Origin of the sequence: Vibrio nigripulchritudo ATCC 27043, from assembly GCF_000222685.1 — a bacterium.
Classification (GTDB): Bacteria; Pseudomonadota; Gammaproteobacteria; order Enterobacterales; family Vibrionaceae; genus Vibrio; species Vibrio nigripulchritudo.
The window spans coordinates 1-26,501 of sequence record NZ_AFWJ01000294.1; the positions used below are offsets into that span (position 1 = coordinate 1).

30 protein-coding genes are annotated in these 26,501 nt (G+C 44.2%); 7 read left to right on the forward strand and 23 right to left on the reverse strand.

The window, feature by feature from the left end; all coding sequences use genetic code 11:
• Positions 1–483: DJ-1/PfpI family protein (locus RH89_RS23565; protein ID WP_004407450.1), on the reverse strand; the 483-nt coding region annotated here is incomplete at its 3' end.
• A 119-nt stretch (positions 484–602) separates the two neighbouring features.
• On the opposite strand from RH89_RS23565, the gene RH89_RS23570 reads away from it, so the two are divergent.
• Positions 603–1,151: a cysteine hydrolase family protein gene (locus tag RH89_RS23570; protein ID WP_004407451.1), complete on the forward strand. Its 549-nt coding sequence runs from the start codon at positions 603–605 to the stop codon at positions 1,149–1,151.
• A 61-nt stretch (positions 1,152–1,212) separates the two neighbouring features.
• On the opposite strand, the gene RH89_RS23575 is transcribed toward RH89_RS23570, so the two are convergent.
• The 5 genes from RH89_RS23575 to RH89_RS23595 form a co-directional block, all read right to left on the reverse strand.
• Positions 1,213–1,851, reverse strand: coding sequence for a T3SS effector IpaJ family cysteine protease (locus RH89_RS23575; protein ID WP_004407453.1), 639 nt, complete (start codon positions 1,849–1,851; stop codon positions 1,213–1,215).
• Between the two features lie 129 nt (positions 1,852–1,980).
• Positions 1,981–2,391: a GFA family protein gene (locus RH89_RS23580; protein WP_004407455.1), complete on the reverse strand. Its 411-nt coding sequence runs from the start codon at positions 2,389–2,391 to the stop codon at positions 1,981–1,983.
• 27 nt (positions 2,392–2,418) lie between these two features.
• Positions 2,419–2,916, reverse strand: a complete 498-nt coding sequence (locus RH89_RS23585) for a GNAT family N-acetyltransferase (RefSeq protein WP_004407459.1) — start codon at positions 2,914–2,916, stop codon at positions 2,419–2,421.
• Positions 2,917–2,995: 79 nt separating this feature from the next.
• Positions 2,996–3,298 (reverse strand): hypothetical protein, encoded by a 303-nt coding sequence (locus RH89_RS23590; protein ID WP_004407462.1) that lies wholly within the window; start codon positions 3,296–3,298, stop codon positions 2,996–2,998.
• 139 nt (positions 3,299–3,437) lie between these two features.
• Positions 3,438–4,373 (reverse strand): helix-turn-helix domain-containing protein, encoded by a 936-nt coding sequence (locus RH89_RS23595; RefSeq protein ID WP_004407465.1) that lies wholly within the window; start codon positions 4,371–4,373, stop codon positions 3,438–3,440.
• Between the two features lie 148 nt (positions 4,374–4,521).
• Here RH89_RS23595 and RH89_RS23600 point away from each other — a divergent pair, with 148 nt between their 5' ends.
• The 3 genes from RH89_RS23600 (at position 4,522) to RH89_RS23610 (ending at position 6,192) form a co-directional block, all read left to right on the forward strand.
• Positions 4,522–4,914 carry a rhodanese-like domain-containing protein gene (locus RH89_RS23600; RefSeq protein WP_004407468.1) on the forward strand — a complete coding sequence of 131 codons (393 nt, stop codon included), beginning with the start codon at positions 4,522–4,524 and terminating at the stop codon, positions 4,912–4,914.
• Between the two features lie 226 nt (positions 4,915–5,140).
• Entirely contained in the window at positions 5,141–5,350 is a 210-nt protein-coding gene (locus RH89_RS23605; protein WP_004407470.1) for a cold-shock protein, read from the forward strand.
• 419 nt (positions 5,351–5,769) lie between these two features.
• A complete protein-coding gene (locus RH89_RS23610) occupies positions 5,770–6,192 on the forward strand; it encodes a hypothetical protein (protein WP_004407472.1) in 423 nt (140 codons plus the stop codon).
• Positions 6,193–6,248: 56 nt separating this feature from the next.
• Here the strand turns inward: RH89_RS23610 and RH89_RS23615 are convergent, their stop codons facing one another.
• Together RH89_RS23615 and RH89_RS23620 are read right to left on the reverse strand one after the other, a co-directional pair.
• Positions 6,249–6,608, reverse strand: a complete 360-nt coding sequence (locus tag RH89_RS23615) for a nuclear transport factor 2 family protein (protein WP_004407474.1) — start codon at positions 6,606–6,608, stop codon at positions 6,249–6,251.
• Positions 6,609–6,731: 123 nt separating this feature from the next.
• Positions 6,732–7,973, reverse strand: coding sequence for an MFS transporter (locus RH89_RS23620; RefSeq protein ID WP_004407477.1), 1,242 nt, complete (start codon positions 7,971–7,973; stop codon positions 6,732–6,734).
• A 69-nt stretch (positions 7,974–8,042) separates the two neighbouring features.
• Here RH89_RS23620 and RH89_RS23625 point away from each other — a divergent pair, with 69 nt between their 5' ends.
• Positions 8,043–8,954: a LysR family transcriptional regulator gene (locus tag RH89_RS23625; protein ID WP_004407479.1), complete on the forward strand. Its 912-nt coding sequence runs from the start codon at positions 8,043–8,045 to the stop codon at positions 8,952–8,954.
• Positions 8,955–8,966: 12 nt separating this feature from the next.
• On the opposite strand, the gene RH89_RS23630 is transcribed toward RH89_RS23625, so the two are convergent.
• From RH89_RS23630 to RH89_RS23695, 14 genes are all read right to left on the reverse strand, one after another.
• Positions 8,967–9,341 (reverse strand): hypothetical protein, encoded by a 375-nt coding sequence (locus tag RH89_RS23630; protein ID WP_004407481.1) that lies wholly within the window; start codon positions 9,339–9,341, stop codon positions 8,967–8,969.
• 202 nt (positions 9,342–9,543) lie between these two features.
• Positions 9,544–10,170 (reverse strand): cysteine hydrolase family protein, encoded by a 627-nt coding sequence (locus RH89_RS23635; RefSeq protein WP_206536150.1) that lies wholly within the window; start codon positions 10,168–10,170, stop codon positions 9,544–9,546.
• Between the two features lie 2 nt (positions 10,171–10,172).
• A complete protein-coding gene (locus RH89_RS23640) occupies positions 10,173–10,616 on the reverse strand; it encodes a MarR family winged helix-turn-helix transcriptional regulator (protein ID WP_004407483.1) in 444 nt (147 codons plus the stop codon).
• 251 nt (positions 10,617–10,867) lie between these two features.
• Complete coding sequence (locus RH89_RS23645) at positions 10,868–11,233, reverse strand: MmcQ/YjbR family DNA-binding protein (protein ID WP_004407484.1); 366 nt, start codon at positions 11,231–11,233, stop codon at positions 10,868–10,870.
• A gap of 191 nt (positions 11,234–11,424) precedes the next feature.
• Positions 11,425–12,882, reverse strand: a complete 1,458-nt coding sequence (locus tag RH89_RS23650; RefSeq protein WP_004407485.1) for a hypothetical protein — start codon at positions 12,880–12,882, stop codon at positions 11,425–11,427.
• Positions 12,879–13,898, reverse strand: a complete 1,020-nt coding sequence (locus tag RH89_RS23655; protein WP_004407486.1) for a family 8 glycosyl hydrolase — start codon at positions 13,896–13,898, stop codon at positions 12,879–12,881. Before RH89_RS23655 ends, RH89_RS23650 begins: the two co-directional genes overlap by 4 nt.
• Complete coding sequence (locus RH89_RS23660; RefSeq protein WP_038147186.1) at positions 13,889–15,868, reverse strand: cellulose biosynthesis cyclic di-GMP-binding regulatory protein BcsB; 1,980 nt, start codon at positions 15,866–15,868, stop codon at positions 13,889–13,891. Before RH89_RS23660 ends, RH89_RS23655 begins: the two co-directional genes overlap by 10 nt.
• The gene (bcsA, locus tag RH89_RS23665) at positions 15,861–18,083 is read right to left on the reverse strand and encodes a UDP-forming cellulose synthase catalytic subunit (RefSeq protein WP_004407491.1); all 2,223 of its coding nucleotides are present in this window, start codon (positions 18,081–18,083) and stop codon (positions 15,861–15,863) included. The genes RH89_RS23660 and bcsA overlap by 8 nt, the downstream gene beginning before the upstream one ends.
• Position 18,084: 1 nt before the next feature.
• A complete protein-coding gene (locus RH89_RS23670) occupies positions 18,085–18,606 on the reverse strand; it encodes a hypothetical protein (RefSeq protein WP_004407493.1) in 522 nt (173 codons plus the stop codon).
• Positions 18,607–18,933: 327 nt separating this feature from the next.
• Positions 18,934–19,467: a DUF6817 domain-containing protein gene (locus RH89_RS23675; protein ID WP_004407494.1), complete on the reverse strand. Its 534-nt coding sequence runs from the start codon at positions 19,465–19,467 to the stop codon at positions 18,934–18,936.
• Positions 19,467–19,685 carry a DUF6500 family protein gene (locus tag RH89_RS23680; RefSeq protein WP_004407496.1) on the reverse strand — a complete coding sequence of 73 codons (219 nt, stop codon included), beginning with the start codon at positions 19,683–19,685 and terminating at the stop codon, positions 19,467–19,469. The genes RH89_RS23675 and RH89_RS23680 overlap by 1 nt, the downstream gene beginning before the upstream one ends.
• 123 nt (positions 19,686–19,808) lie before the next feature.
• Complete coding sequence (locus tag RH89_RS23685; protein ID WP_244410436.1) at positions 19,809–20,816, reverse strand: S1 family peptidase; 1,008 nt, start codon at positions 20,814–20,816, stop codon at positions 19,809–19,811.
• Positions 20,817–20,916: 100 nt separating this feature from the next.
• A complete protein-coding gene (locus RH89_RS23690; protein WP_244410437.1) occupies positions 20,917–21,912 on the reverse strand; it encodes a S1 family peptidase in 996 nt (331 codons plus the stop codon).
• A gap of 211 nt (positions 21,913–22,123) precedes the next feature.
• Positions 22,124–23,116, reverse strand: a complete 993-nt coding sequence (locus RH89_RS23695) for a S1 family peptidase (RefSeq protein ID WP_004407509.1) — start codon at positions 23,114–23,116, stop codon at positions 22,124–22,126.
• Between the two features lie 1,118 nt (positions 23,117–24,234).
• Between RH89_RS23695 and RH89_RS23700 the strand changes: the two genes are divergently transcribed.
• Positions 24,235–24,882 carry a hypothetical protein gene (locus tag RH89_RS23700; protein ID WP_004407510.1) on the forward strand — a complete coding sequence of 216 codons (648 nt, stop codon included), beginning with the start codon at positions 24,235–24,237 and terminating at the stop codon, positions 24,880–24,882.
• An 88-nt stretch (positions 24,883–24,970) separates the two neighbouring features.
• Here the strand turns inward: RH89_RS23700 and RH89_RS23705 are convergent, their stop codons facing one another.
• Entirely contained in the window at positions 24,971–25,600 is a 630-nt protein-coding gene (locus RH89_RS23705; protein WP_004407514.1) for an HAD family hydrolase, read from the reverse strand.
• Positions 25,601–26,034: 434 nt separating this feature from the next.
• Here RH89_RS23705 and RH89_RS23710 point away from each other — a divergent pair, with 434 nt between their 5' ends.
• Positions 26,035–26,376 (forward strand): hypothetical protein, encoded by a 342-nt coding sequence (locus tag RH89_RS23710; RefSeq protein WP_004407517.1) that lies wholly within the window; start codon positions 26,035–26,037, stop codon positions 26,374–26,376.
• Positions 26,377–26,501 lie beyond the last annotated feature (125 nt).

Sequence of the window (26,501 nt, forward strand, 5' to 3'; positions counted from 1 at the left end):
TCTCGCCATAACGTGAAGCGCCAAATCCTGAAAAGCGTAAAGCCCCGCAGCAGTCACTATGTCTCCTTCATCCACCAACATCTCATGGGCGCAGACTTTGGAAATAGAGGGATAATCGCGCTCAAGCTGATCGCAAAGCCGCCAGTGAGTCGTGGCGTATTTGCCATCCAGCAAGCCTGCATTTGCCAGCCAAAACACACTAGCGCAAGAAGAGACAATCACAGCACCAGCGCGGTGCCATTCTCGTATCAGAGTGATAACAGCCTCAGTTTGGAAATCTGGCAGGTCGGCAGACAAACACGGAGGAATGAAAATCAACGCATCCCCATCCACTGGTTCTGAGCTTTGATAAGCAAGCTCTCTTACATCAAATTGCTTACTCCCAAACTGCTGATTGGCGATCTGAAATAGGTCTTTGACTCCCTGAACCGCCGAAGGCATCACTTCAGGAAAAGTCAGTATGTAAATATTCAGTGTTTTCATATTGGCGAAATTTAACCATAAAAAGTCAATTTACGCCATTAAATCATCTTGGCTGTTTATGTACATTATCTCTTGAATTAGCAATCAGTTTTCTTGAAATAGCAATAAGGATTTTCCACATGAACAATACTGCTTTGGTTTTGATAGACATCCAGAACGACTACTTTGAAGGGGGTGCATTGACACTTCAGGGTCCGGTGCAAGCTGCCGAGAATGCTAAAAAATTGCTAGATGCATTCAGAGATGCAAAGCGCCCGGTTATACACATTCAGCATGCTGCGGCATCGCAAGATCTGGGATTTATGATTCCCGGAACAAGGGGGCAGGAGATCTACGCTGGTGTGGCACCTCATTCTGATGAACCGGTGCTTACCAAACACTATCCCAACTCTTTTTGGGAAACAGCGCTTGAAAACACCTTGCGCGAACTCGAAGTAGAGCACGTTGTGATAGCGGGGATGATGACTCATATGTGCGTCAGCACTACAACCCGAGGAGCCATGGAGCGTGGCTTTCAGGCGACGGTGATTCAGGATGCCTGTGCAACAAAAGACCTTGAGTTAGGAGAGAAAACCATACCTGCAGATGTCGTGCATGAAACCGCGTTAGCTGAGTTAACCATGCTTGCCGACATCAAACCCTTAGAGGATTTTCTGGCAGAAATGTAGCCTTAACTTCAATTAAAAAACGGAGCCTTGGCTCCGTTTTTTATTGATGAGAATACGTGTTCTATTGTGTTACGCGGACGGAAATACCTAACCAGGAGGCATTTTCTCTTTTGTTGTCACTGGAATCCCATCGCTCAATCTGATCCCAGTGGAACAAGGGCTCTTCCAGGTCAGAATCAAACCATTCGCCACTCGAATTATTGACTACGTAGTGCAAGTTCGGGTAGCTAATCACAGAAATTAGCACGCCGTTATCAGGCGTCGAGGAATCGGAGTTCAGGTAGGAAATGGGCACTTCAAGTTTATTCACCAATTCAATTTCAGTTGGGAATGCACTCTGGATTTGTACGTGAGTGTCAGGATCTTTAAACAGCACCTCCGTTTTCAACCCACATTCCTTCAATATATAGAGCATTGCACCAAGCGAATTGTACCCTGCTTCATCTATGTATTCTGGGTTAAAACCTTCCTCAAGAATCCCGGTCACCTGATAAAAATCCATTGCCAGCTCTGTCAGATTGGAACTGTCTTCAATCTTTATACTGGTATTTGAAAAACTTTTATCCACCCGATTGTAACGACTGAGCGTCAATGGGGAGTCAAATGGAAGCTTATTGAAAGCATAAAGAGTCGCCACCAGACAGTAAGCGCCACAATACAGACTACCTTCAGGTTGCTGCATACTGGGAAGTGAATTCATACGCAAATGTTCTCATATTAAAATTGACACACTCAAAGTATCATATGCTACTTAATGAAAACACTGCCTGGCACAAGTTTTCTAACAATGTAACTCTCTATTTCTTAAGCTTAATTTTTAATTTGAACATTACTTTAGTCGGCTTGGTTCAAAGGTCTCATATTGAGGCAAATCTTCATTCAGGCTGTCCCAGTTGGCTTTGGATGTCACAAAGTTATGGGAGATGGGTCTTTCTTCAATGTCAGAATCCAGAATGCCCAGACGAATTCTTATTTTACTCGGGTTTTCATCATTGGAGCTGTAGACAGGAGAGGCGCAACGGGTACAAAAATGGCGCTTTTTACCCGGTTTAACTTCGTAGAAGCCCATCAGTTCAGCGCCTTTGGTGATTTCAAATTCACTTGTGTTGACGAAACCGTTGGTCGCAAAAGCCGTACCGCTCGATTTTCGACACAACGAGCAATGGCAATGAATGATGTCGGTTATCGATCCGGAAATGGTTAGCTCCACACCGCCACATAAACAGCTTCCTTTGTACATATTGCTTCCTTATTTTAGTTGTATTGCTCAGGATGAGTAGGCGTAAAGGTTATTCTCTTCACCGTAGAGTGCTTGTGTTCCTGTAAGCTCAAAACCAAGTTTGATCAAAAGTTGATTCGAGTTTTGATTGTCTGGCAAAGTGACGGCAAGAATCGTACTGAGATTATGCTCTGTCGATCCGTTTGCTAGCACCGCCGATCCTGCTTCCTCTGCGTAACCATGTCTCCAGTAAGACGACAAAAGCGCATAACCAAGATCAGGGTTCTCCAATTCTTCACGTTTTAGAATTCCGCACATTCCGATTGGGGTCCCGTCTTTCAATGTCACCATGTTCAGTCCAAAGCCATACGTCTGGTAACTGGCAAGAATACGTGAAAGATAGCTTTGTGCTGCTTCGATGGTGCGAATTTGTCTGTCGCCGATGTAGCGAATGAAGGCTTCTTCGTTAAGAAGTTGAATGATGAAGTTCGCATCATCCAAATTATAATGACGGATAATCAAACGATCCGTTTCACAAACTATCACCTACCCTGCTCCCTGCAATTTTTATTGATAGAAGGGACTTATAACATAGATGATATAAAGGTAACTATATAGTGGGAAATTAAAGGACAACACCGCTTTGTGTGGCGAGTTGCTGTTTGAAGAAAACGAGAAGAACAAGCACTAAACCGGTGATCCACATTGCGGTTGGAATTTTGGCTTTGTTCCAGTTTAGAAAAGTAAAGACAAGCCCCATCAGTGGACCTAAAAACAGGCAGCCCAATCCCCAGAGCTTACTTTTACGAAATGCTTCAGTGAGGATAAGAACACTTCCTAGCAGAAACAGGACTAATCCTGAAACAGCCATCAAATCTATCACTACAAAACCTACAAAATACAAAACTTCGGTGCTTCTGGTGAGCACACAATACAACTTGCTGAGAATTTACCACGAAGATTTGGTAAATCGAGTGCATAGCAACACTTACTTTCAATTTTGCGATGTAGTTTTATAAAAACTCTCAAATCCCTTATAGATAAAGGGATGAGAGAACAAAGATTAATCAGGTATCCGCAAATTGCTGGCGATATTGATTGGGTGAAATGCTGAGTTGTTTTCGGAAATGATGACGCATGGTGATCGCATTATCAAAGCCGCTGAGGTCTGCGACTTTTTCAACACTGTAGGTTTTGTTCTCTAACAACGTCTTAGCTTTTTCTAGTCGCTGTTGAGTCAACCAGGCTTTGGGGCTGAGGTTAAAACTGCTTCGGAATTTTCGATCAAAGGTTCGTCTCGACATGCTGGCTCGTGCGGCCAAGTGGCCCACTTCAATGTTCTCGTTCAGGTGAGAAAGCGCCCAGTCCAGCGCTTCAGAGAACTGATTTGGTACAGCCAGAATAGGAGTCTCGACAAACTGTGATTGCCCGCCCAAGCGATGAGCAGAAACCACCAGCCGTCTGGCGACCTGATTGGCGATAGCGTAGCCAAAATCCTGCCTGATGATTTCTAACCCGAGATCAATCGCGGAAGCACTTCCGGCAGAGCACCCTACCTGACCATCATAAATGTAAAGTACATCGTCTATGTAATTCAGATGAGGAAATCGCTTTCTGAATTTATCAGCGTATCGCCAGTGTGTTGTCGCATCGCGTCCTTGAAAAACATTCAGTTCTGCTAGCAAAAATGCGCCAGAACAGAAGGACACAATGCGTTTTCCGGACTCATAAAAGGACTGGACCGACGCCTTTAAAACGCCTGGCATATCATTACCCTCAGCCGACCAGCTAGGAACGACCAACATATCGTAGCGGTTAAGATCTTCCACGCACGTTGCCCGAAGCATCAATCCGGCTGTTGACTCCAGTTCCGTATCTTCAAACGTGACCACATCGCATTCATACCAGTCGTCAAACTCAGGTCTTGGCAACGCAAACAGCTCGACGGCGCAAGCAAGTTCAAACAAAGCAACGTTTGGGTAACTCAATATCGCAACTCGCATGGTTCTCTCTCCAATAACATGGCTTCTAAGATATGTTGATTTTAATAATAGCTGAAAGTTATCGAACTATGACCTATAAGCCAATCGTCAGTCAACCCACCTTCAACCACAATGAGTCATAAGCAAATACTAAGAAAAGGAAAAACTTATGACATCAGCAGTATCAAGAATTCCAGCGGCATCCAGTGAAGAAGCATTGGCGCATTTTGAATCTTTACTTCGCTTCGAAACGGATTGTTGGGATGTGCATCATGCCATGACCAACAACAGGCAAGACTTCGTTTTGCTGGACGTGCGAGGAGAAGTGGTCTTTGAAAAAGGTTATATCGAGGGAGCGATAAACTTACCTCACTCAAAGATGAACCCGAAGAACTTGTCCCATTACACTGAAGATACCTTGTTTGTGGTGTATTGCGCAGGACCCCATTGCAATGCAACAGAGAAAGCAGCTATTCGCCTTGCGAAACTTGGACGACCAGTAAAGAAGATGATCGGAGGCGTCACCGGGTGGATAGACGAAGGGTTTGATCTGGTTAAATAAACACAAGCAATTAAAACACCTGAGATTTTCACCCAATATCTGATGTTATTCTGAAAGGATTTATCAATTTCGCGACAAACAGTAAGCGCTCAAGGATAAATAAAGTTAAGTTAATTCAATAATGATCTAATTATTGAATTTACCACTTGTTCCTTATTAGAAATATGTTAGTTTCAAAATTCACATTCAAACAACTATTTCCAATAAAGAAATTCAGGGGAACAACATGTCAGATAAAGTAACCGGAAAGGTTAAGTGGTTTAATGAATCAAAAGGTTTTGGTTTTATTGAGCAAAACAATGGTCCAGATGTTTTTGTACACTTTTCAGCAATTACCGGTGAAGGCTTTAAGACGCTCGCTGAGGGACAGCAAGTTGAATTCAAAGTATCTCAAGGAGTTAAAGGTCCTCAGGCTGAAGAGATTTCGGTACTTTGATTGATCAGAATTGAACAAGAGCAGCCGCTAAATGCGGCTGCTTTTTTATTAATATTGAGAATAAAACGAAAAACATTAATAAGAAAACTCTAATTTTCCCTGTTATTAAATAATCAATAATAAGATTTCAACGTCATACCAAAAAATATCTCAACTTCAAGACCCGCATGAATTATCCCTATTTAATTATGGGTAAATAAAAATTAAGACTTCTTCCGACAATAGATGCTCAAAAAATATTCGACGCGCTAAACAATTACACTTTTAGTTTTAATATACAGCACACTAAAATTGTGACTTTGCTTCATTTTCATAATATAACTGCGTCATATTTATAAAATAACCGAACATTCAGAAATAAAACCTTATGACACTCGGTCTGTCTGTGTCCGCATTCGTTTAATCAGAGGATACAAACCTTGAATATCTCATTGAAACAACAAAAACAAATCGCTTATGGCCTGCTCGCACTTCGCGTGACTGTCGCATTGGTTTTCTTTATTTGGGCTATGGATAAAATTCTGGTTCCCGAACACTCAACCAAAGTGTTTGCTAAGTTTTACGGGCTGGATGTTTCAGCAGGATTCTCACTGATCATTGGTTTGGTTCAGCTTGTGTTTGTCGCTGCCTTGGCGCTCGGCTTTCAAAAATCGACGACCTACTTGCTGGCACTGATTCTCCATGGTTTTTCTACTTTCTCGTCTTTCATGAAATACCTGGACCCATTCAACAACCTTCTGTTTTTCACCGCATGGCCGATGCTTGCTGCATGTCTGGCACTTTATCTGATGCGTGATCTGGATACGATAAGCTTAGGGGGCAAGTCGCAGGAAGAGGCTTAAGAATTGAAATATTGCCCTGCTCTCAAGAGCGGGGCAATATGAAGAACGGGTTGACACTACTCAGTTGGAATTGGCAGGTTATGTGCCCGCAAAAAGCTGAGTTTGTCCCAGTAACCTCTTTGGAAAGTGATCAAACCGCCCTCAATTTTGAAGAATCCACATCCTCGCAAGCCAATCGGATCTTTCCATTCTAAAACTGCCCACTCTCCATCCTGAAAGATATTCTCTACAATGCATACCATTTCTGCCGCTGAGAACTCAGCCTCAAACATGGCTTTGATGGCAGCTTTCCCTTCTATGGGGTCATTGGCAACTTGATGATTGACGGCGTTAGTATGGTAAAAGTCAGCAATTTTATTTGCATCACCTTGGTTAAAAGCCTTAACCCATTGTTCTACAACTTTTCTTGGTTCCATAACAAGTTACCTCTGTGACAGTAAAGATTTTTCACTATCCGATATGGCAAGATTGAGTGTCAATACCTGGCAGATTTTTTACTCCGCTTTTTCTCCACCTATTCCGTACATCAAAATTCACACTTACTGTTTTTTGTACCAATACCAGATTATTGGCGTGCTTAACGCCAGGAGTGAAGAGATGTATAACAAGGGTGAGAAATCCAGAGTTGAGTCCATTTTCGAATAAATCACCAAGCTGCTTAGCATTCCGCCCACCCCCACCGCAAGATGCTGGATAGAGTTTTGAGCACTGATTAAAAACACGCGCTCACGGGCTGGTAAGGCGCATATCAATTCAGTAACAAGCACAAGCGTTCGAGTAGAACTGACAACAACAAATACACTGAATGCGATGGACGCCAATTCGACACTTTTCGTCTGAAAGCCCGAAATAGCGGTCACAACCATAGCAATCGACAGGAACAGGATTAAGAGCCCGACATTCCTTTCATTCGCTTTTGTCCGACCATAAAACTGTACTGCGGCGAAAGCCCCGACTCCACTCATGAGGTAACAAATGCTGAGGAGATTAGGTGATATACCCAAATTCACAGAAAGCATGACAGGAAATTGAGTGGAAACGACAAAGGTGCCTAATATCGCGCTAAACGGCAATAGGATAGAAAACCAAGCCGTACGACTTTTTATCGCGTCTGACACTGAAAACAGGTCACTATTTGGAGCTGTAACATTTGGGATCTGATGTTTATCGCCAAAACGATCAACGCCAAAAAAGAGAATGGAGACGAGCAGTAAACTTACGGACAAAAACTGAAAAGCGAGACGCCAGTTCTCACCAGATGCCAGCAGAATCAGGATTGGAACACCGACCGCAAGAGCCAGCGGTAACGAACTCATCAGAACCGCAGTATTGCGCTTTTTGTTCTCGTCACCAGACCTCAGAATAACGTAGTTCAGGTTTACCACTGCCAGCGCACCACCAAAAATTCCGGTCAAAACCCTGCACAAAATCATTGTGGTGAAATCATGCACCAAGGTGGTAAAGAAAGTGGTCAGTATGATTCCTGCCAGAAAGAAGAGCATTCGATTCTTCTCACGCCTGATGTTAGAAGCCCCTCTTACACACAAACAAGTTATTGCGGCTGAGATGGAGTATGCCGAAACCAGATAACCAGACCAAGCGGTGTCGCCTCCAACGTATGACGTCATTATTGAACTGAAAGGGACAATAGCCAATGCATCAAGACCAACCAGAAAATGTATCAGGAACAGAATGGTCATCTCAAACTGAGGAAGATGGATAGTTTTATTCTTTATTTTTCTTTCACTTATCGAGCCTTTACTCATGAATGGTAAGAACATTGTATTGACTCACCTCTGGCGATAAAGTGTCGAAAATGAATTTTAGAATCCAATAAATTGGGACAATAAATGATTAATCAGGTAGAACAGCAATGGCTCAGAACTTTTCATTGTGTGTACGAAAATAACGGTTTTAAACAAGCCTCTGACACCTTGAATCTGCCCACATCAAACGTCAGTCGGCATATTGCTCTTTTGGAAGACAAGCTCAATACCAAGCTGTTTGAAAGAACAACACGGCGAATCGCCCCTACTCACGCCGGAGACCAACTTTACGCAGCAACTTTGCCTTTGCTTGAAAAACTGGATGACGCCCTGAAAAATGTCAGTCGGCACTCACATGAGGTTACCGGACAGCTTAAGATATTGATGCCAGACAGCCCGGCATTGGCAAAATCAGTGATTGCATTCTGTAAGAAATACCCTTCCATAGAGCTATGCTGCGACACCAGCTTAAGCCCTAAAGAAGATCTGTTTGATGGCTTTGACCTGATCTTAAGTTTCCACAGGGGAGCACTGCCTGACAATAATTGGGTAGCTAAGGAAATCAAACGATGGGAGAGTGTGGTCGTTGCGTCTCCGACCCGGATAAAGGAATCCTCCCGCCCTCATAAGGTAACGGATTTGAACCATGTTCCCTGCATTAGCAGCCTGACTGCTGCGGGGGGAACACCGTGGATATTCAAAAAACCCGATGGCGAGTTAGTTACTCAAAACGTTAAGTCATCGTTTAAAGTAAACAGTGGAAGCCTGGCGAAATCGGGGGCGTTGGCAGGTTTTGGTTTTGCAATACTGCCCGCAGATTCCTGTAGAGAAGACGTTGAAGCTGGCTTATTGGAAATTGTGACACTTGAATACCAGCCTGACGATCTGGTTCTGTATGCCTACCATGCATCGCGAAAGCATCTACCAAAGAAAGTCTCGATGTTTGTCGAACACCTACAGTCTGAAGCGAGTTCGACTGATGCTAAGACTGAGTGATCAAGTGTGTTGTTAGATCGAAATACCAAACCATACCAACACACTTACCAAGCCAAACACCACCCAGGAAAGGTGCTTCCCTTTCGAGCCAAGTAAAGCAATGAGGAAGTGGATAGCGAAAGTAATGGCAATAATCTTTCCAATCAGAGGTTTATTGAGATCGGGCTGGGCAAGCGCGACTAAAATAGCCGCAAGCCCAAGCCACGCAACAGATGTGACATGCCATGCAAAGCGAAGGGTCTTCTTTGTGAAATCATCACTGCCAAAAAGCTTGGGAAGGTTGTCTTGCTTAAAAAGCCTGATAAGAATGTAGCGCTCTCCCAGATACGAGTGCGCAAACGTTACGACTACCAGCAGCAACGCCGCCAGATACATAAAGACTTCCATTTCTTCTCCTTAAACAAGAACATATTATCTTACTCTTAAAATAACCATTCGCATCATATCCCTAACCTTGTTAATACGTATTTTAGATAGGCGAATTCCTGTTCGAGTAAATAGTCAAACAGGCTTAAAATTAATTCGCGAATGGTTGAGCATCACCGAATATCCAATGGGATAAAGTAGATGTGACTTCACACGTATATCGCTATTTCAGTATTGCTCCGGCTTGAGATACCGTTTTCAACACCTTTCGTCCTTGTTCAGGTTCGGCGGCCAAGATTCCCTTCTCTATAAGCGTCACCTTATAACCGCGACCAAGCGCTGCCATCGCCGTCTTATTGATACAGTATCTGGCATCCAAACCTACGATCCGTAATTCTCCGACATCTAATTTTTCCAGTAACTGATCCAACTCGCCCGTCTCAAATGAATCTTGCACCCGTTTGGTTAAAACATAATCTGGGAAACTGGTAAAAGGCTCGGCGATTTCCGTTCCCTCGGTTCCTGCTATTGCTTTTCCTCCCATGGTTAAACGCGCCAGTACTTTCATTGAGAGGATGGACCATTCCTGTCGTATTGCAATAACGGGAAATCCTTGCTTTTTTGCGCTCTTCAATTCGTCAATAATTGCTGTCTGAGCATCAGACATTGAACGTTCAGTAAACAGATTTGAGTCCCAAAAGGTTTTTTGAAGATCAACCATTAAAATCGCCGTATTGGGTCGCTCGCGTATGGGTTGCCCTTCGCTGACTTTCCCAATAAGGCGTATACCGTTGGCAAGCCAAGCAACCAGGGCAATAAATGGTAGAGCAATCAGAAACCCTGTCATCATTATCAATCCTTACTCTTAGCTTTAAGCTCATTAACCAAATACTTTACGAGCGAAAGAGCCGCTGTGATGTCTTTTTCAGGCAGGTCCGTTGATATCTCATCAAGGAGCTCTTTCTCCTGCTCCATCACTTGCCTGATAACGTCCCGACCAGACTGGGTCAGTGAGATAAGACTGGAGCGTTTATGCCTTGGGTTTTCAGTTTTTTCAGTGAACCCAGACTTCAAGGTTTCATTGACCATAACCTGAACATACTGGCGTTTTATATCGAGATGATGTGCTATTTCAGGAACCGCCAGTCCACCTTGGTTATGCAACACCTCAAGCACAGCACGCATTCGCACCGTCAACCCTGTTCCAGCCAGACCTTTCTCCACAACGACTTCAGCCGCTTGCATCAAAGGGCGCGACGCCCAAATCAATTCATACAGTTCTTTTGTCTTTTTCATGACATCATTAATGCCATATTGACATTAATGATGTCAAATTTTATTGCGCGATTTTCGAACAAAACTAGAAATCCCATCACCTTAAGATGGTAATAATTAACTCTCAGGTGATGGTAAATGAATATGTGCCGAGGACTTAAGAACAGGGTCTTGAAGGAAGAATATAGGGAAATCGTGATGCTCGGATATAGCCCTATCCGAACATCAACATAAAGAGTTTTATGGAATTGATGGTTTGAAGCGATTCAGCTTCAATCCTGATTTAACCCAAGTTCTTTCTGCTTGGCTTTGGTTAACCCCAGAGAGACGATTCGGTAGGACTCCTTGATGTAGTAAATCAGTTCTTCGTCTTTCTCTTTAGATGTATCTGTCTGCTGAATCCACTTCATCCCGCGGTTCGCAAAGTAGGGAGCAGGACGGTAGCCTTCGTGATCACTGAGAAAATCAAAGTTGTTATTTGAGGTTTTGAAAATATAAGCGGGCTTTTTATCTTCACCCCAGCCTCCAATGGCAAATACCTTGCCCCTAACTTTCCAGACATGTGAATCGCCCCACTGAATAACATGGGTCGTTGCCGGTAAATCACCACAAAACTGATTAAATTCTTCGTAAGTCATGGTCGTGTCCTCATTTTATATCGAGGATCACAAAGGCAGGAGATATTGGCAAGGCTGTATACCCAAACCACCTCAAGATGTGTGATTCAGGGCTCTATATTCTGTTACTGCTCCGAGGGAAATAACAATGGATTAAAACCCCAAACAAGGTGCTTGGGGTTTCATTTTTTACTTTAGACAGATCTTTGCCGTTAGTACCCTAAACCTTGGCATATGCTGGAATTTACGGCGAAACCGCATTTCAGGATCTGGTATGAGCGTTGGATTTTTTCATCATGCGGAAAAGATTCCGCCAGCACAGTGTATTCGTCCAGCGCCTCTTTCTTTCGTCGACTGTTGTACAAAGCCCAGGCTTTCATTTCGATCAGCTCGACTTCCTTTCCGAAAATGGCTTCGTACTGTGAAATGCGAAAGAGCGTTTCGTCATACTCTTTTTGCTCAAAGGCATAGTAGACCTGCTTTAATGCAATCTGCCTGTCGATTTTACCGCGCTTTTCGGTGTCGTTGATTTGTGTGGCGATCATCTCTGCTTTGTCGGTATATCCCGCATGTTCCAGAGACAGCATGTAACCGTATTGAGTCAGATCCCAGCCCTCATCAGTTGGTGGCAACGTCGCCAGGGATTGCTCAAACGCCAGTGCTGCTGAGATAGGTCTTTGCAATTCGTACAACTTCCAACCTTTCAGAGCGAGCTCTTGCGGTGATAACGCCTCTTTATCACGCAGTGCTTCCAGACAAGTCTCAGGGGACGATTCGCATGCGAGATCTATTTCTGCCCCCTCTCCAAAATCGAGTTTAGCGATCTCAGAAAACTCTTTCGCCCAGATCTGTTGTTCGACGTGCAAACGCTTTTGTTCACCTAACGCTTGTAGGCTTAGAAGCTTACCTTCTACACGTTTTGAGGTTGCGCTCCCCCAACCAATAGCATTTTCAAACCACTCTAATGCCTTTTCCGGTTGACCGCTTTCCAGATACCTCCAGCCCAGAAGCTCAGCCAGCTTGGCATCCTGCTTACCTGCAACGCGTCGTTCAGACTGGTCAAGATTGTTTTCATCGATGCGGACAAACGTCTGCTTTTCCGCATTTAATTCTCTTTGAATCTTAGCTCCTGCTTTTGCATCGTAATTAGGGCTGGACTGGTATCGCGAAAGTACATCAGATTTTGTCTGTCCTGATGTCCAGCTCAGCAGTTTTTGCGTAGTGCTGAGTTCATGCCCTGCGCAGTTATCCAGAATGTTCTGGAATTTCGTGCGGGCGTTTTTTCCGTAACCCGTGCTCACTTCGTTTTTTAGATCCAGCCACAGCCATTGAATGCGATCGCAACTCTGCCATTCGGGATGCTCATCAATAAGATCCGTCGCGCCTGCGGTTTTCCTTTTGGCTACCAGAGTATCGAGTTGTTTCAATGTCTCCTGATAGGTAAGTTCCCCACTCAATTCTGGAGAAATGGGTTGTCCCTGAACTGCTTTCTTTGTCGCTTCCCATCCTTGCTCATTGAGCATGGTCCAATATTGGTTTTCATCGAAACCTGATGCTGTTTCTTCGCTCACCTCAACCACAATGCGATCATCAAATAGCGTAATATCCGGTTCAACCTGGCTGTATACCGGGCTGGTCAGTAATGCGATGATTGCCAGATAATGTCTCATTGGCAGAACCTCTCGTTGTAAGCGATATGGGAAAGCAGCACCAGGCTGTCTGAGTAATAATCCTTACCTTCCGGTCGAACGGTAATTCCCTTATCACGGATTTTCGGATTGCTTGCGGCTTCAACAAGCTGTGAAATGGCAATCGCACCTTTTGGTGGCGGGTAAGGTGCCGTTTCTCCGGTATTTACATTTACCCAGGCAGTGTCGCTATTTTTTAACCAGTTATTGAACATCCAGGTCACTCGGTGAGGTCTTTCTCCCCAAATCAGATGCAGTGGAATCCGATAATTTGAGTAGCTGAACTGAGGCTCAAACTTCTTCGCTGGCTGCCAACCTCCCTTACCTACTTCCAGCCAGTCTGGCGGCAATAAATGGTGTCCATACAGGTTCTTATTCAAGATATCCATGCCACTGACGGAGAGGTGATTCCAGGTCGAATTGAATTGGCTGAAATCGTCAAATGCCGGGAACACCCAGTACGCAAGGTTGGCAATGGTTTTGTCGCTGAACTCGAAGCCATAACCACCCGGTAACAATAAGAACTCACCACGTGTGTCTTTTAGGTGCGATTGTTCTAACTCATTGATGATTCGTTTTGCCTGGGAGCGGTACTGGTTTCCAGACCAACGCTGTTCCGCTCGCAACAAAGCCCATGCAATCAGAATATCGCCATCACTGGCGTTATTTATATCTGGGACATGAGGCTTCTTCGGTTGCCATTTCCAGGAAAACAGATCGTCTTGTTTGCGACCGAGGTTCACCTGAGTCCATTCCCAAACACGGTCAAAGGTTTTCTTGTCACCGAAGTGTTCAGCGATGAGCATTCCATACCCCTGCCCTTCGCTGTGTGAAATATACCGATTGCCGTTATCAACGACTCTCCCTTCACGGGTTACAAAATTCTTCTTGTAAGTGGTCCACATGGATTTGTCGTTGCTGCACGCTGGCGACGCAATAGTATGACCGCTCAATAAGAGTAACGAACACCCACCTAATTTAATCGCTTTTAACCGCATTTTCGCTCCTCCAGATAGCGGGTAACCACGGCTGACATCAGCCAGATGATGAGCAGGGCAGACAATGCCAGACCGACAGGGTATCCAATGAATACGGCGGTAATGAACTGCTGAATATTGCTTGAAAAATTCCTTTCGCTTAACACACCTGTAGGCGGTTTTGCTGCGTCACTTCGAAGAAAGCTGTCGAATTGCTGGACGGTGCTTTCCATAAACTGAATTCGATACCAGCCTGTGTCTTTGTCGTGTTTTACGACTGCTTGTGCTTCGTCGGCAAATACAAAAGGCACCTCAGAACTGGCGTATTCACTGTTTTGATCTTCAGCGACAAACTCGAACAACTGCTGTTTAACTTCGGCGATATTACTGGTTTCACTAACCGATTCACTGGATAGGTCCATCGGGTTAAGTGCCACATGAAACTCTCGCTTCTGCTCGGCTTCGCTGGTCACCATTAGCTTGCTAGACACTTGCTGCGTCGAATGTGAAACGTAGCCGAGTAGTCGCCACAATTTGCTCAGTTGCGCGGGGTTTGAATCATCCACGGTGACCTGAGCCAAACTGCCATTTTCGTTCGCCAGAGCCAGTAAATCTGCTGCGGAAACCTGATGACTCTCTGTTGGAATAAAGCTGACCCACGACCCCAGCTTTAGGTTTGACTTGTCCGACATAAATGCAGTGAATCGGCTTTGCTGGTCGCGGATTCCAACCGGACCATGCACCTCGACACTGATTTTATTGATGCCCGGTTTGAAATCTCGCATCGGGATGTTCAGACGATAGTGCTGAGAATCTCTCCAGTAACTCGATCGTAGCGGCAGGCTGCTGGAAAAGTTTCCGTTTACACGCAACACCATTGAGCCCTGCCCAGGATCAACGCGAGTGTGGGAAAGCAAAAGGTTTATCTGAGCCTTGTCTTCGCCGCTGAAAAGAATGTTGCTTGGCATGATGATCTTCAGATCTAGCGGCGAATCCGTAAGGTTAGTCTGAAATGTAAACAGAGAGAGCGGGTACTCTGTATCACTGCTCAAGATGCGATTTTCCGTCAACGCATTCTCAGCCACGACCATGTGGGTCTGCTTTGGAAGATGGTGAATGCTTTGTGCAAAATACTCTGCCGCTTTGCGCACCTCACCGTCATTTTCACCCGAAATGATCATCAGCCATTCTATGCCCTTCACTGAAACGTCAGTGCTCAGGAAAGGACCACTGATTTTCTCGTAGATGTCTTCACCTAACCAGCCAGTCTCAAGCAACCTGTCTTTGTTGCCGAACACGATGGTTGGCCCGGTTAATGGAGTGATTCGATTTGAATCCATCGCATAGTCAAACTGGTTATCGTCTCTGCCACTTTTCAGTGTCCACCCCTGAACCAATGAGGAAGCGACGTTCAGCGAATATGCGCTGTTTTCTTCAATCAAAGACACTAGATGGATAGGGAAATGGCGATTTTGTCCGCTTTGAATCATCTCCTCAAAAGAATGCAAGGTTTGGATGCTTGCCCCTAAATCTTGAGAATAGGTCAGCGTATAGTGCGACTGCTCCAGATTCAGAGTGGTTTGCAATGCCGATGAATCAAACGAAGCCGGTTCTTTATCCAGCAGGTGCTGAACACGCAGTTTGATGTGCGGATTCTGTACGGAAATCAGCTCAGGCGGAATTTTAATATCGACCGTTTGAAGCCGGTTGCGCTGCCTTAGCTCAACATTCGCCAGTTTCCGATTTCCGGCAGCAATCCAAAGAAGCGTGCGATCAATCTGATTATTGTTATACAGAGAAAGTGCCAAATCTACCGATTCAACTTTTTGCCCATCTAAAACGGAAATCGGAATGGTGATGGTCTGGCTCTGACCTCTCAGAACCAAGTCACCTGTTTTGTCTGTCGCATAGTGCAATGGCACTTTGATGCTTTTTTCGGCGTATACCAATGGTGCCAGAATAAGCATGAATAACGTCATTAACCTATTCACTTTGAAGTTCCTTTCTTCCTTGATAATCCGATGTTTTGACTTTCTGTTTCACCGACGTTGTAAGTACTCGGGTGAGGTGGTGACATGCCAGAGAAAACAACCCGACAACAGAGGCAATCACGCCACGTTTCAGGCTTTCTTCATACTGCCTGCGTTGCTTCCATCGCCTGCTTTGTCCATATGCCTTGGCGTACTGTACCTGCATGTCTTCTGCCAACTGACTGGCGAGTAGACAGCTGATCTGATGACCCTGAGGTCCGTTCTTCACCGATACCACTCTCATGTTCAGATTTACAAATTTGTAGTGAGGCTTCTTACTCTTGGAATAGCGCCCACTTTCAGAGAAGTATCCAACATTGATGATGTCACCGCGCTGAACGTCTTGCCCTGCTCCTCGCAACGTCAACTTCGCGCCTTTAAGAGAAATGTCATTCAAGGTAGCGTGAATGGTTTGCTCACCCTGCTTGATCACCGCTTTTTCATTCACCAGTAATCTCGGTTCGCTTCGACGTTGTTGCCTTTCCAGCATGGCTCCGAGACACAGCACAATCAGAAGCAGGTTGAAAGTGTTAAACATGATCACCAGCATGAGCTGGCTTTGCTCGGCAGGGAACTGGATGTAACGGTAAATACCCCATATTTCTGCCAATACCACCAAACCACATAGAGACGCCATAAACGGCGTTAGCTTCGAGAAAGAAACCGTTTGAGTGGTTTCACCTTTCGGCGTCACCACGAAGCTTGGCTTCTTGGGCTTAATGAGTACCGATAATGTCGGCAGGCAAAGATAAATTGACAACGCAGTTTCATAGAGCTCTGAGAAAAATGCCCGCCTTGTTTTACCAAACAACCTCTGGGTGATCATAACGCTGATAACAAGGTGCGGAATCACGTAAATCAGAAAGTCTTTGGTGTTGCCGACAAATATCTGTAGATCCAATAGCAGATACAGCAAAGGCGAAATCAAGAACACGGTACGGAATATCGGGAAGAACCAATAAAGCGTGGAATTGAGGTAACAGATCCTTTGTGGCAACGATAACCCTTTTTTGAAAAGCGGGTTGTTGAGTAAGAAGATCTGAATCATTCCCTGCGCCCAACGGGAACGTTGAGTCACGTAAGCACCAAAAGTATCAGGAGATAGCCCCGCGACCATCGCCATATTGAGGTAAGCACTGCTCCAGCCATTGGAGTGAATGTTCAGTGCAGTATCGGCATCTTCAGTAATGGTTTTTGTTGAAATGCCACCCACCTCTTCCAGTGCAGCCCGACGAATCACCGCCGCGCTTCCGCAGAAAAAGCAGCCATTCCAAAAGTCCATGCCCACCAGCGTTTTGTTGTAGAACATTTCATTTTCTGACGGGACTTTGTCTTCAATGCCAAGGTTTCTTTCCACCGGACCGGGTGTAACAAAGAAGTGTGGCGTTTGCACAAAACCAAGTTTGGAATCCTGCTGGAAAAGCCCGATGGTATTCATCAGAAAATCTTTTGTTGGAACGTGGTCTGCATCTAAGATCAAGACCAGTTCGCCGGCCGTCTTACCTAACGCGTGATTGATGTTCCCGGCTTTTGCCTGCTGATTCTTTTCTCGTGTAATGTACGACGCACCCACTTCTTTGCAGAATGTTTTGAGGGCTGCGGCTCTGGATCGCGCTTCTTCCGCTGCGTCTGCATTTTGGTCGTTTAATTTCTGTTGGGTTCCACCATCATCCAGCACGAAAACACGAAATTCTCCTGGGTAATCAAGACGTGATGCCGCCAGAATAGTAGGTCCCACCACATCCATAGGTTCGTTGTAAGTAGGGATGTACACATCCACGGTTGGAAGGTGTTCGTCTTCGTTGATGGGTACTCGTTTACGTTCGTACGGCTTAACTGTGACAAACATCCCCATGATATAAACCAGAATACCGTAGCACTCTGCGGCAAACAGCAACATGGCAAACGGGAGGTCCAGCCCGCTTTCCCACGGTAAGGTTTCCTGAAATCGCCAGTAAATGTAGCGAAACGAAATAAACGCGCCGATGAAGAGGATGAATGTGGTTGCTCTTGTCGACAGATTTCTGGACAGCAATACGATCAAAACGAACGAACTCGCCGCCAGCCAGAGATGGGTTTCTGTTGAAATATTGAGCGTTGCAAGAACATACAGCGCATAAAGGGCGCAAAGAAGCAGCAGCCCCTTGAATAGCTGCTTCGTGAAGCCAGGATTCATATTAGTATTTCTCTAGAATTAAAGATGGTTTGAAATGGCTGACCCAAGTAAGGCTTTTATCTTTGTCAGATGTACAGTAGCGAGTAAAAATTGAAATCCAGAGCGAATCTTTCCTCGCATTCTGGCGAGCATGCATACAACGTTCGCCACTTTCGGTTTCATTGACCCAAGACTGATAGGGTCCGAGAGAATTGATAGAAAATGCGCCATTTTCTGTTGGTAAGTTAAAACCAAACATGGCTGGAGGTTGTTCTAGTGGGCGAGTGCCAAGAACTTGTACGACTAGGTTCTCTCCCGGTAAAAAAGTGTCGTTTCCTAACTGAGTCCAGAACCAGGTTTCATTCACTCTGGTTTGTCGAAAACTCTGAACGACAGGAACATTTTCAATAAGAATGGGTAACTGGTATTCGTCTATCTTAGTCGGATCGTAAATACGCCCTTGATGCCCTTGCTGAGTAAGCTGACACCCCGACATTAACATGGTGCAGAGCACACCAAGACCAAGATTCCATTTGATTGTCATTTACAATTATCTCATTTGATGGTCGCTTAAAATATGTGCAGAAACACGTATTCAAGCACCAATATTTGGAACAAACGTCGATAATTTTTAAGATCATCAAAATAAAAGTCAAACAAATAGAAAATAAAACTTGACAAACAAAAATATAGAACATTGTCGGGTAATTAATTTATGACTAAATTAGTGAGATCTTGATCATGTTTTTTAGGGAGCGGAAAATTCACGGGTTTTTGATTACAAATAAGTCAATTGAGCCAATTGAAAAAGCCAGCGTTTAGGCTGGCTTAACAAGATTTATATTGGGAATAGCAGTCAAAGAAATGAGCTCTAAAGGTCAGATAAAGCTTCCCTGTAAGCCTTTACCGCCTGAGGTGATAGGTAGGCATCCATACGCCTGAATAGCTCTAACAGTTCTTCTCCATACTGTTTCTTAAAGTCGTCGCTAGCCAGTACGAGTTCCAGCTCATTGGCGACAGTGAGCTCACAAAATAAATTCAGGGTTTTGTCGTCAATTTCGATCGATGTCTCATTAAATCGATCGCGAAATTTTATCGATTTTTCTCTATTAAATTGTGGGAAAACATGATCTCTATCACATGAGCAATAGAGGTAAACCAGCGCTTCTTCTTCATCTCCGATAATCTCAGCAATGTACTTACGCTGGTCGAGAGACACCATATTTTCATCAAAACCTGCTGTTCCGTAAGCAGCATGAAATAACCCCGCGGTTTGCAACACCTCCGACGCTCCCCACTGCTTAAGAATGTTTTGAGTGCCTTTTAAGTGCTCCGTCAGAGAACCATTCAAATGCTGGAAATCCCCAGCACCCAGCTCTGCCAACTGTTTAAACTTCTCTTTCATCACAACCCTTCTTCTACCATTTGTATGATCTTGTGTGCTTTTTCAAAATGGTCGAGTTTATGGGTTTGAATCCACCAGGTTGCGGCTTCCATAAGAAGTTCTGGGTCGTCATTTTTGTTGGCAAAAAACGCGTAAAACGAAACGCCTACGTTGCCGCCTTTCTGTGAGATTTTCTTATTGCATACTTGCAGAACTTTCTGTCTGAGCGAGTCTCTCATTGTTATTCCTTATCTACTGACGTTGAATCTTTATACCTAATATCAATAGCTTATTGCAACAACACTCAGAAATTGATTCGTAATGAAAAGCCCGACTTACAGTAAGTCGGGCTAGTTTCTCGATTAGTTACAGGTCTGAACCATTGTCCAGTAACCCCAGTAATCGCTGAATGGGTTCACGCCATAGTGACGGTAGTTCGCTTCGAATAATGTTCCATTCGCAACAACACGATCACCCTGTTTGTATTGCTTGTAAAGTTCCCAAGCTGCCACATCGGCACATGCGTCTGTTGGCGGCGGTGGTGGTGGCGTTGTGCCTCCGCCATCTGGTGCTACACCGGACTTTTGAGTGATCCAAGGAACAAACTGAGTCACATCGGCAAATGCAGTGGCCGCAACACAACCAGGTTTACCCCAGCTTACTGCCCCTATCAGATAGTAATCGCCACCCGATTGCTTCACGAAAGGACCACCGCTGTCGCCATAACATGCACTTGTTCGCGCTTTGTAGCCACAAATGTTGTCTTTTGGCACGCTTCTACCTGGCTGAGCAATTCGCTGGCTACATTCTGAATTGGAGATGATGTTCAGATTGGTTGCTTTTAGCACGGTGCTCCCTCCAGAAGGGTTACCCGTTACTGTTTGTCCCCAACCTGACACTTTGACCGAATTACCGACCGAAGCAAGACGAGCCTTAATTTCTGGTGTCGGCAGTTTTGCGATTTTGTATTTTGAGCTGACTGGCGAAGATAATCTTAGCAGTGCAACGTCGCTCCCTGCAGTTACGCTACCTCTCCATCCTTCATGCACGATGATCTGAGATACGTTATGTGTATCCCCCTGAGAAGTACGCAAGTCAGTAACACCCACTCGTACTTTGACGTTTCCTGCAGATTTATCATCGATACAGTGTGCCGCGGTAAGAACCCACTTAGAGTCAATCAGTGTACCGCCACAAAACTGTCTGCCACGGCTGTTCGTAAGTGCAACCTGATAAGGCACGGTGGAGTGAGATATTTCCGAGCCACCAATGATTCTTGGCTGAACGTCACTTTCAGCCGCGTTGGCATTTGCAATGAAAAATGACCCCGCAACAAGTGCAGACAGTAATTTTAGTTTTCCTTTCATCATTAATATCCTTCCAAAGGATTGGTTTTATTTATGCTCTTTCGAGCGTTAACACTTTCAGCGATGAGCCAGCCACTAAGCGGAGCTGGCTCGGTTTAGTGGATTAGTTACAGGTCTGAACCATTGTCCAGTAACCCCAGTAATCGCTGAATGGGTTCACGCCATAGTGGCGGTAGTTCGCTTCGAATAGAGTGCCGTTTGCGACAACGCGGTCACCCTGATTGTATTGCTTGTACAGCTCCCATGCTGCAACGTCGGAACAAGCGTCTGTTGGTGGCGGTGGTGGTGGTGGTGTTGTACCTCCACCATCAGGTGAAACGCCTGACTTCTGAGTGATCCAAGGCGTAAAGTGCGTAACATCAGCAAATGCTGTGGCTGCATCACAAGTACCCGGTCCCCAGCTTACGGCACCAATCAAGTAGTACTCGTTGCCTGAGCGCTTAACAAATGGACCACCACTGTCACCCATACAAGCACTTGTATTGGCGGTGTAACCACAAATGTAGTCGTCGGACACACTCGATTTGTTACGCTGAGCACATTCAGAGTTAGAAATAATATTGAGATCGGTTGCTTTCAGAACAGGGCTTCCCGCAGGAATTGCAGCAACGTTACGCCCCCAGCCAGATACTTTCACTGAGCTACCCACAGACGCTATCTGAGCTTTAATTTCTGGTGTTGGTAGTTTAGCGATCGCGTATTGGGAGCCGACAGGTGAAGCCAGCCTCAGCAGCGCGATGTCATTACTTGATTTGTTACTGCTTTCCCAGCCTTCGTGTACGATGATCTGAGATACGTTATGCGTTTCACCCTGTGATGTACGAAGATCCGTTACACCAACTCGAATTTGAACACTTCCCGCAGAAGCGTTATCCACACAGTGTGCTGCTGTCACAACCCAGTTAGTGTCGATCAAAGTACCACCACAGCCGTGACCACCATTCATAGTCAGCGAAACCTGATAAGGCACTGAAGAGTGAGACACTTCTGAACCACCAATAATTCTTGGCTGAACGTCACTTTCAGCCGCGTTAGCGTTTGCAATGCAAAACGACCCTGCGATAAGCGCAGACAATAGTCGTAGTTTTCCGTTCATCATTAATATCCTTCCAAATGATTGATTTTGGTTATGCTCTTTCGAGCTTTAAAACTTGCAGTTGTCTTTGATCTGCAAGCAATACACACCCAGACCTCATTTTCACTTCTGGGGTGTATTTCTTTTCGAAGCTCGAATACTTCGAAAATATCGAGATGTTTCGTTAACACTTTGGAAAGCCAGCTTCGATATGAAGCTGGCAAGAATTGCAGGATCAGTTACAGGTCTGAACCATTGTCCAGTAGCCCCAGTAATCGCTGAATGGATTCACGCCGTAATGGCGGTAGTTCGCTTCAAACAATGTGCCATTGGCAACAGCACGGTCACCTTGGTTGTATTGCTTGTATAGCTCCCAAGCAACGACACCAGAACAGCCATCTGTTGGAGGTGGCGTTGTGCCGCCGCCATCAGGTGTGACTCCAGATTTCTGAGAGATCCAAGGAACGAACTGAGTCACATCGGCAAATGCTGTGGCTGCAGCACAACCAGGTTGCCCCCAGCTTACTGCGCCTATCAGATAATAATCGCTACCTGACTGTTTCACGAAAGGACCACCACTGTCGCCATAGCATGAACTTGTACGAGCTTTGTAGCCACAGATGTTGTCTTTAGGCACGCTGATACCAGGCAGATTAATTAGCTGTGTACATTCGGAATTGGAAATGATGTTCAGGTTAGTTGCTTTTAGCACGTCGCTCCCCCCGGAAGGGTCGCCCGTTACTGTTTGCCCCCAGCCTGACACTTTGACGGAACTACCTAATGACGCAAGGCGCGCCTTAATTTCTGGTGTTGGCAGTTTGGCAATTTTATATTTTGCATCTACCGGAGTAGCTAGTTTAAGAAGCGCGATATCGTTACTTATTCCGGAAGTGCCCCAACCTTCATGAACGATGAATTGTGATACGTTATGCTTTTCTCCTTGGTTTGTTCTGAGATCAGAAACACCAATTCTGATTTGGACGCCGCTCGCAGATTTACCATCCAGACAGTGAGCTGCCGTTAATACCCAATCTCGCGCTATGATGGTTCCCCCACAGAACTGAAAACCTGAAGGCGTCTGTAAAGCCACCTGATATGGAACGCTTGAATGAGCAACCTCAGCCCCCCCGATAATACGAGGTTGCACTGAGTTTTCCTCCGCTTGTACAAATGCGGTACCGAATGTGCCTGCAACTAATACACTGAGTAGTCGTAGTTTCGATTTCATTGTTGATATCCTTCCAACTTTTATTACATTAAAATCAACTCATTACGAGTTATTGATAGTTCCCTACAACCCTAAAAGCTGTAGGTGTTATCACACCTCTATCCGAAATAGTGTGCGAATTCTTTCAAACTCATGACCATGAACTAATGGATAAAATTGGAGCGCCTGAAGTCTCCTCGAAAGATCAGAAAACTTTATATTCAGGCATAACTTCCCCGCCCAAGTGATACCCACTTTGGAAATTAATTGATGCTAATTTTTAAAAAAATATAACTCACACCTTGATATTTGCATCAGGGTTAATGATATTTTTATCTGCTAGTTATATTGTAAATTTGAATATTTATTTCTTTATTCAGAATGACATTCACTAATTTATAAATTGAACTTGCGAATTAAATTAAACAAATAAATTTAGAAGTACACCAGCAAACGGACAATGATTAACCATCCGTGAGCATTATCACGATATTGAATATACAAAACGGATCGACCGGAATTAACATCACACAAACTAGTGTATACACAGGGGAAAGGTTACACATTCAACAATAATTTAAACCATTGTTTTAAATAAATAAATTAAGTTAAATTCATACATAAGCTCATGAGCTCTCACCGTATTATTAGCACATTGTAAAACCTGCCTTTTGTAAAAAATCCGCTTTTATATTGTGTATTACTTCAATCTTATATAAATAATAAGCAAGTGAATTTTATCGTATTTTTCGAAACCACTTTACAAACATTATTCTGTCATTTCGTTTCAGGCTCAATGGAATACATGTCATAAAATTTATGATCTTTTCTTCATCTTTTTTAATTAATGAACCTAGTGAAATACGGTTAACTCAAACCAAAATTATTCAGGAGTTATTTGGACGACTAAATATTGATAGAACTAACAATATAATTCTTTCAAAAACAATTTATGACTTTGCGCATATCGTAAATTTTTTCGTTGTGTATATAACACCAAGATTTGCCAATTCTGTCGCAGTTTCTCGTAACAAGAGCGATTACCTATCGAATGAAATATAAATCATTGATAAGAATATAAAATTCTCGACGTGGTTAAGACTTACACTCGGACATTCAATCAGAAACGAGGAAACACGATGAAACTAAAACTTATTGCATCTGCTGTAGTCGCACTAATTGCTTTCCCTTCTATGGCTGCACATTGCCCGGAATTCAGCATCCATCAACAGTACTACAATGGTGATGAGATTCAGAAAGACGGGGCATTTTTCCGTGCTCAGAATGATCCGCACAAGGGCGTTGATGTTTCCAGTTCATGGTTCTGGCAGAGTATTCCAGAGTGTCAGTCAGGGCTGTCACAAATCAGGCTAGAGCACCCTCATCGCTTTTTGGCGGGAGTAAAAACTGACGAGATTCTAGCGGGTGATGGGATCACTAACTACACCAGTATCAACCAAAATCAGGTGTATGTAGCGAATAAAACAGAAGGCACTTACTTCCAGACCTATGTTCGTCCAACAGATGTGACGCTGTCAGATCGATTCTCTGTCGGGCGTTCAGAAACCAAGATAAGAGCAGGTAGCCTGAAATTTGAAGAGTCTATTTACGGTAAGCAGGACAATACAACAGTTGATGCACAGTCTGTAAAAACATCGTTTGTAGAAGCAGAAAAAATGATTATGGCACCAATGGCTGTTATCGGTGATCGTGACATCATGGCTTACATCAAGTCATTAGAAGCAAGAATTGCGGATCTTGAAGCCAAGCTGGCTCAGCAACCATAAGAAGCTTTAGCCTAGTAGCTGAAAGCAACAAAAACTGGGCTGCAAATTTGCAGCCCAGTGAAAAACTTTTTAGGTATCGTTCAACTATTCATAGCTCTTCAAAGCTTGAAATCACGCCTTTCGCGTTCTTGAAATCATTCATAGCGTTGAAGTCGTGCCGAATAGCAAATACATCACACCCACTGCTTCTTCCGGCTTCTATTCCCGCTGCCGAGTCTTCAATCACAACGCTTTCCTTCGGTGAAACATCCAACCTTTCCAGAGCAAGAAGATACGCCTCAGGGCTGGGTTTATGCTCAGATACATCTGCCTGAGTGATCACGACATCAAACAAGCTTTCTATCTGAAGGGATTTTAATATTTGCTCAACCATCCATGGGGCTGCAGAGCTTACCAGTGCACATGCTTTTCCCGACTGCTTGAGGTAAACCAGATAATTGAATGCCCCGGAATGCAACGCAAGTTCCTGGCTCAATAACCCTTCATAGTGCTTTCTAAAGCGCAGGTTAAATGCGTCCAAATCTGGGGAGATTCCCCCTTCTTCAAAAAAGTGTGTGGTTACTGCTGCCCAGCTTTCCCCCATAACGCGCTTATAGATATTGAAGTCCACTTCTGCTCCAAAGTCTTTGCACGCGAGCGACAAGGCTTTCCCTTTTAAAGGTTCGGAATTTACCAATGTCCCATCCATATCAAAAAGATATGCGTTGTAGTCTTTCAAACCTAGCCCCTGTTGTCTGTTATGTCGGGTATGTGGACATCAGACTTTGTAGTGAGTTCGGTTCATTTTTTGATTTAACCGTCTGCTGGCACAAAGCTAACTTAAGATGTGTGAAGCGCGCCTCGGTTTATTAAGAATAGTTGTAACAGCCAATGTGATTTGATTGCTGAACCTATGATGTTAATTTCTAAAAAGCCGTCTATTATATAATTGGAAGTTCATCGTAACAAATAATATTTTGTACTGCCTTATTCCTGTCTCATATTTATTTCATCATCGTGTTCTATAAATGAAACCCGAGAATAAGTGACCTTTTTTCCATTATTTTTATGTGAGCACTTTCAATAAATTTTTCTTTTTTCGCTGTTAATTTCTCCTCGAAAGGCAAATCGCCTATTTTCGCCAACTTTGGCAACATTAATGAGGATAATAATATGAGAAAAGCACTTTTTGGGGCTATATTAGCCGCGTCTGTTATTTCTGCTCCTGCTCTTGCAACACCTAAAGAAGGAAAAGAATGTGTGAATGGTTACATCAACAACATCTCTACTGGTGGCTACTATGGTCGAGACTACGACAGCATGGTCGTGGTTAACATTAATGGTCAGGATTACATCTTAGATATTTATCGTAACCTTAACGATTCAATGGGTCCTTCAATACTGGATAACTTACTCGCCGCAGCTCAAAATGGACGTCGTGTTGCTCTTATTGACCATGCACACTCTCACAAGATTTGTGATTATTTTGATGAAGTAAGAGTGTATTTTAACTAAGCAAATACTAATTAAATTAAACTTAATATAATATTATCTAATAAATATTAGGGTCTTTATTTCTAAAGCCGATAATAATTATCGGCTTTGTATAGCTGCCCTATAAAAAATAGAAAATCCTAATT

Coding starts and splice junctions, on each gene's coding strand:
- RH89_RS23580 (WP_004407455.1), bottom strand. CDS start 2,391: ATGTACAAAGGAAGCTGTTTATGTGGCGGTGTGGAGCTAACCATTTCC.
- bcsA (WP_004407491.1), bottom strand. CDS start 18,083: ATGAATCCTGGCTTCACGAAGCAGCTATTCAAGGGGCTGCTGCTTCTT.
- RH89_RS23655 (WP_004407486.1), bottom strand. CDS start 13,898: ATGCGGTTAAAAGCGATTAAATTAGGTGGGTGTTCGTTACTCTTATTG.
- RH89_RS23640 (WP_004407483.1), bottom strand. CDS start 10,616: ATGAAAAAGACAAAAGAACTGTATGAATTGATTTGGGCGTCGCGCCCT.
- RH89_RS23680 (WP_004407496.1), bottom strand. CDS start 19,685: ATGAGAGACTCGCTCAGACAGAAAGTTCTGCAAGTATGCAATAAGAAA.
- RH89_RS23690 (WP_244410437.1), bottom strand. CDS start 21,912: ATGATGAACGGAAAACTACGACTATTGTCTGCGCTTATCGCAGGGTCG.
- RH89_RS23670 (WP_004407493.1), bottom strand. CDS start 18,606: ATGACAATCAAATGGAATCTTGGTCTTGGTGTGCTCTGCACCATGTTA.
- RH89_RS23675 (WP_004407494.1), bottom strand. CDS start 19,467: ATGAAAGAGAAGTTTAAACAGTTGGCAGAGCTGGGTGCTGGGGATTTC.
- RH89_RS23695 (WP_004407509.1), bottom strand. CDS start 23,116: ATGAAATCGAAACTACGACTACTCAGTGTATTAGTTGCAGGCACATTC.
- RH89_RS23575 (WP_004407453.1), bottom strand. CDS start 1,851: ATGAATTCACTTCCCAGTATGCAGCAACCTGAAGGTAGTCTGTATTGT.
- RH89_RS23615 (WP_004407474.1), bottom strand. CDS start 6,608: ATGGAACCAAGAAAAGTTGTAGAACAATGGGTTAAGGCTTTTAACCAA.
- RH89_RS23635 (WP_206536150.1), bottom strand. CDS start 10,170: ATGATGACAGGGTTTCTGATTGCTCTACCATTTATTGCCCTGGTTGCT.
- RH89_RS23570 (WP_004407451.1), top strand. CDS start 603: ATGAACAATACTGCTTTGGTTTTGATAGACATCCAGAACGACTACTTT.
- RH89_RS23595 (WP_004407465.1), bottom strand. CDS start 4,373: ATGCGAGTTGCGATATTGAGTTACCCAAACGTTGCTTTGTTTGAACTT.
- RH89_RS23620 (WP_004407477.1), bottom strand. CDS start 7,973: ATGTTCTTACCATTCATGAGTAAAGGCTCGATAAGTGAAAGAAAAATA.
- RH89_RS23605 (WP_004407470.1), top strand. CDS start 5,141: ATGTCAGATAAAGTAACCGGAAAGGTTAAGTGGTTTAATGAATCAAAA.
- RH89_RS23630 (WP_004407481.1), bottom strand. CDS start 9,341: ATGGAAGTCTTTATGTATCTGGCGGCGTTGCTGCTGGTAGTCGTAACG.
- RH89_RS23625 (WP_004407479.1), top strand. CDS start 8,043: ATGATTAATCAGGTAGAACAGCAATGGCTCAGAACTTTTCATTGTGTG.
- RH89_RS23600 (WP_004407468.1), top strand. CDS start 4,522: ATGACATCAGCAGTATCAAGAATTCCAGCGGCATCCAGTGAAGAAGCA.
- RH89_RS23645 (WP_004407484.1), bottom strand. CDS start 11,233: ATGACTTACGAAGAATTTAATCAGTTTTGTGGTGATTTACCGGCAACG.
- RH89_RS23650 (WP_004407485.1), bottom strand. CDS start 12,882: ATGAGACATTATCTGGCAATCATCGCATTACTGACCAGCCCGGTATAC.
- RH89_RS23710 (WP_004407517.1), top strand. CDS start 26,035: ATGAGAAAAGCACTTTTTGGGGCTATATTAGCCGCGTCTGTTATTTCT.
- RH89_RS23685 (WP_244410436.1), bottom strand. CDS start 20,816: ATGATGAAAGGAAAACTAAAATTACTGTCTGCACTTGTTGCGGGGTCA.
- RH89_RS23700 (WP_004407510.1), top strand. CDS start 24,235: ATGAAACTAAAACTTATTGCATCTGCTGTAGTCGCACTAATTGCTTTC.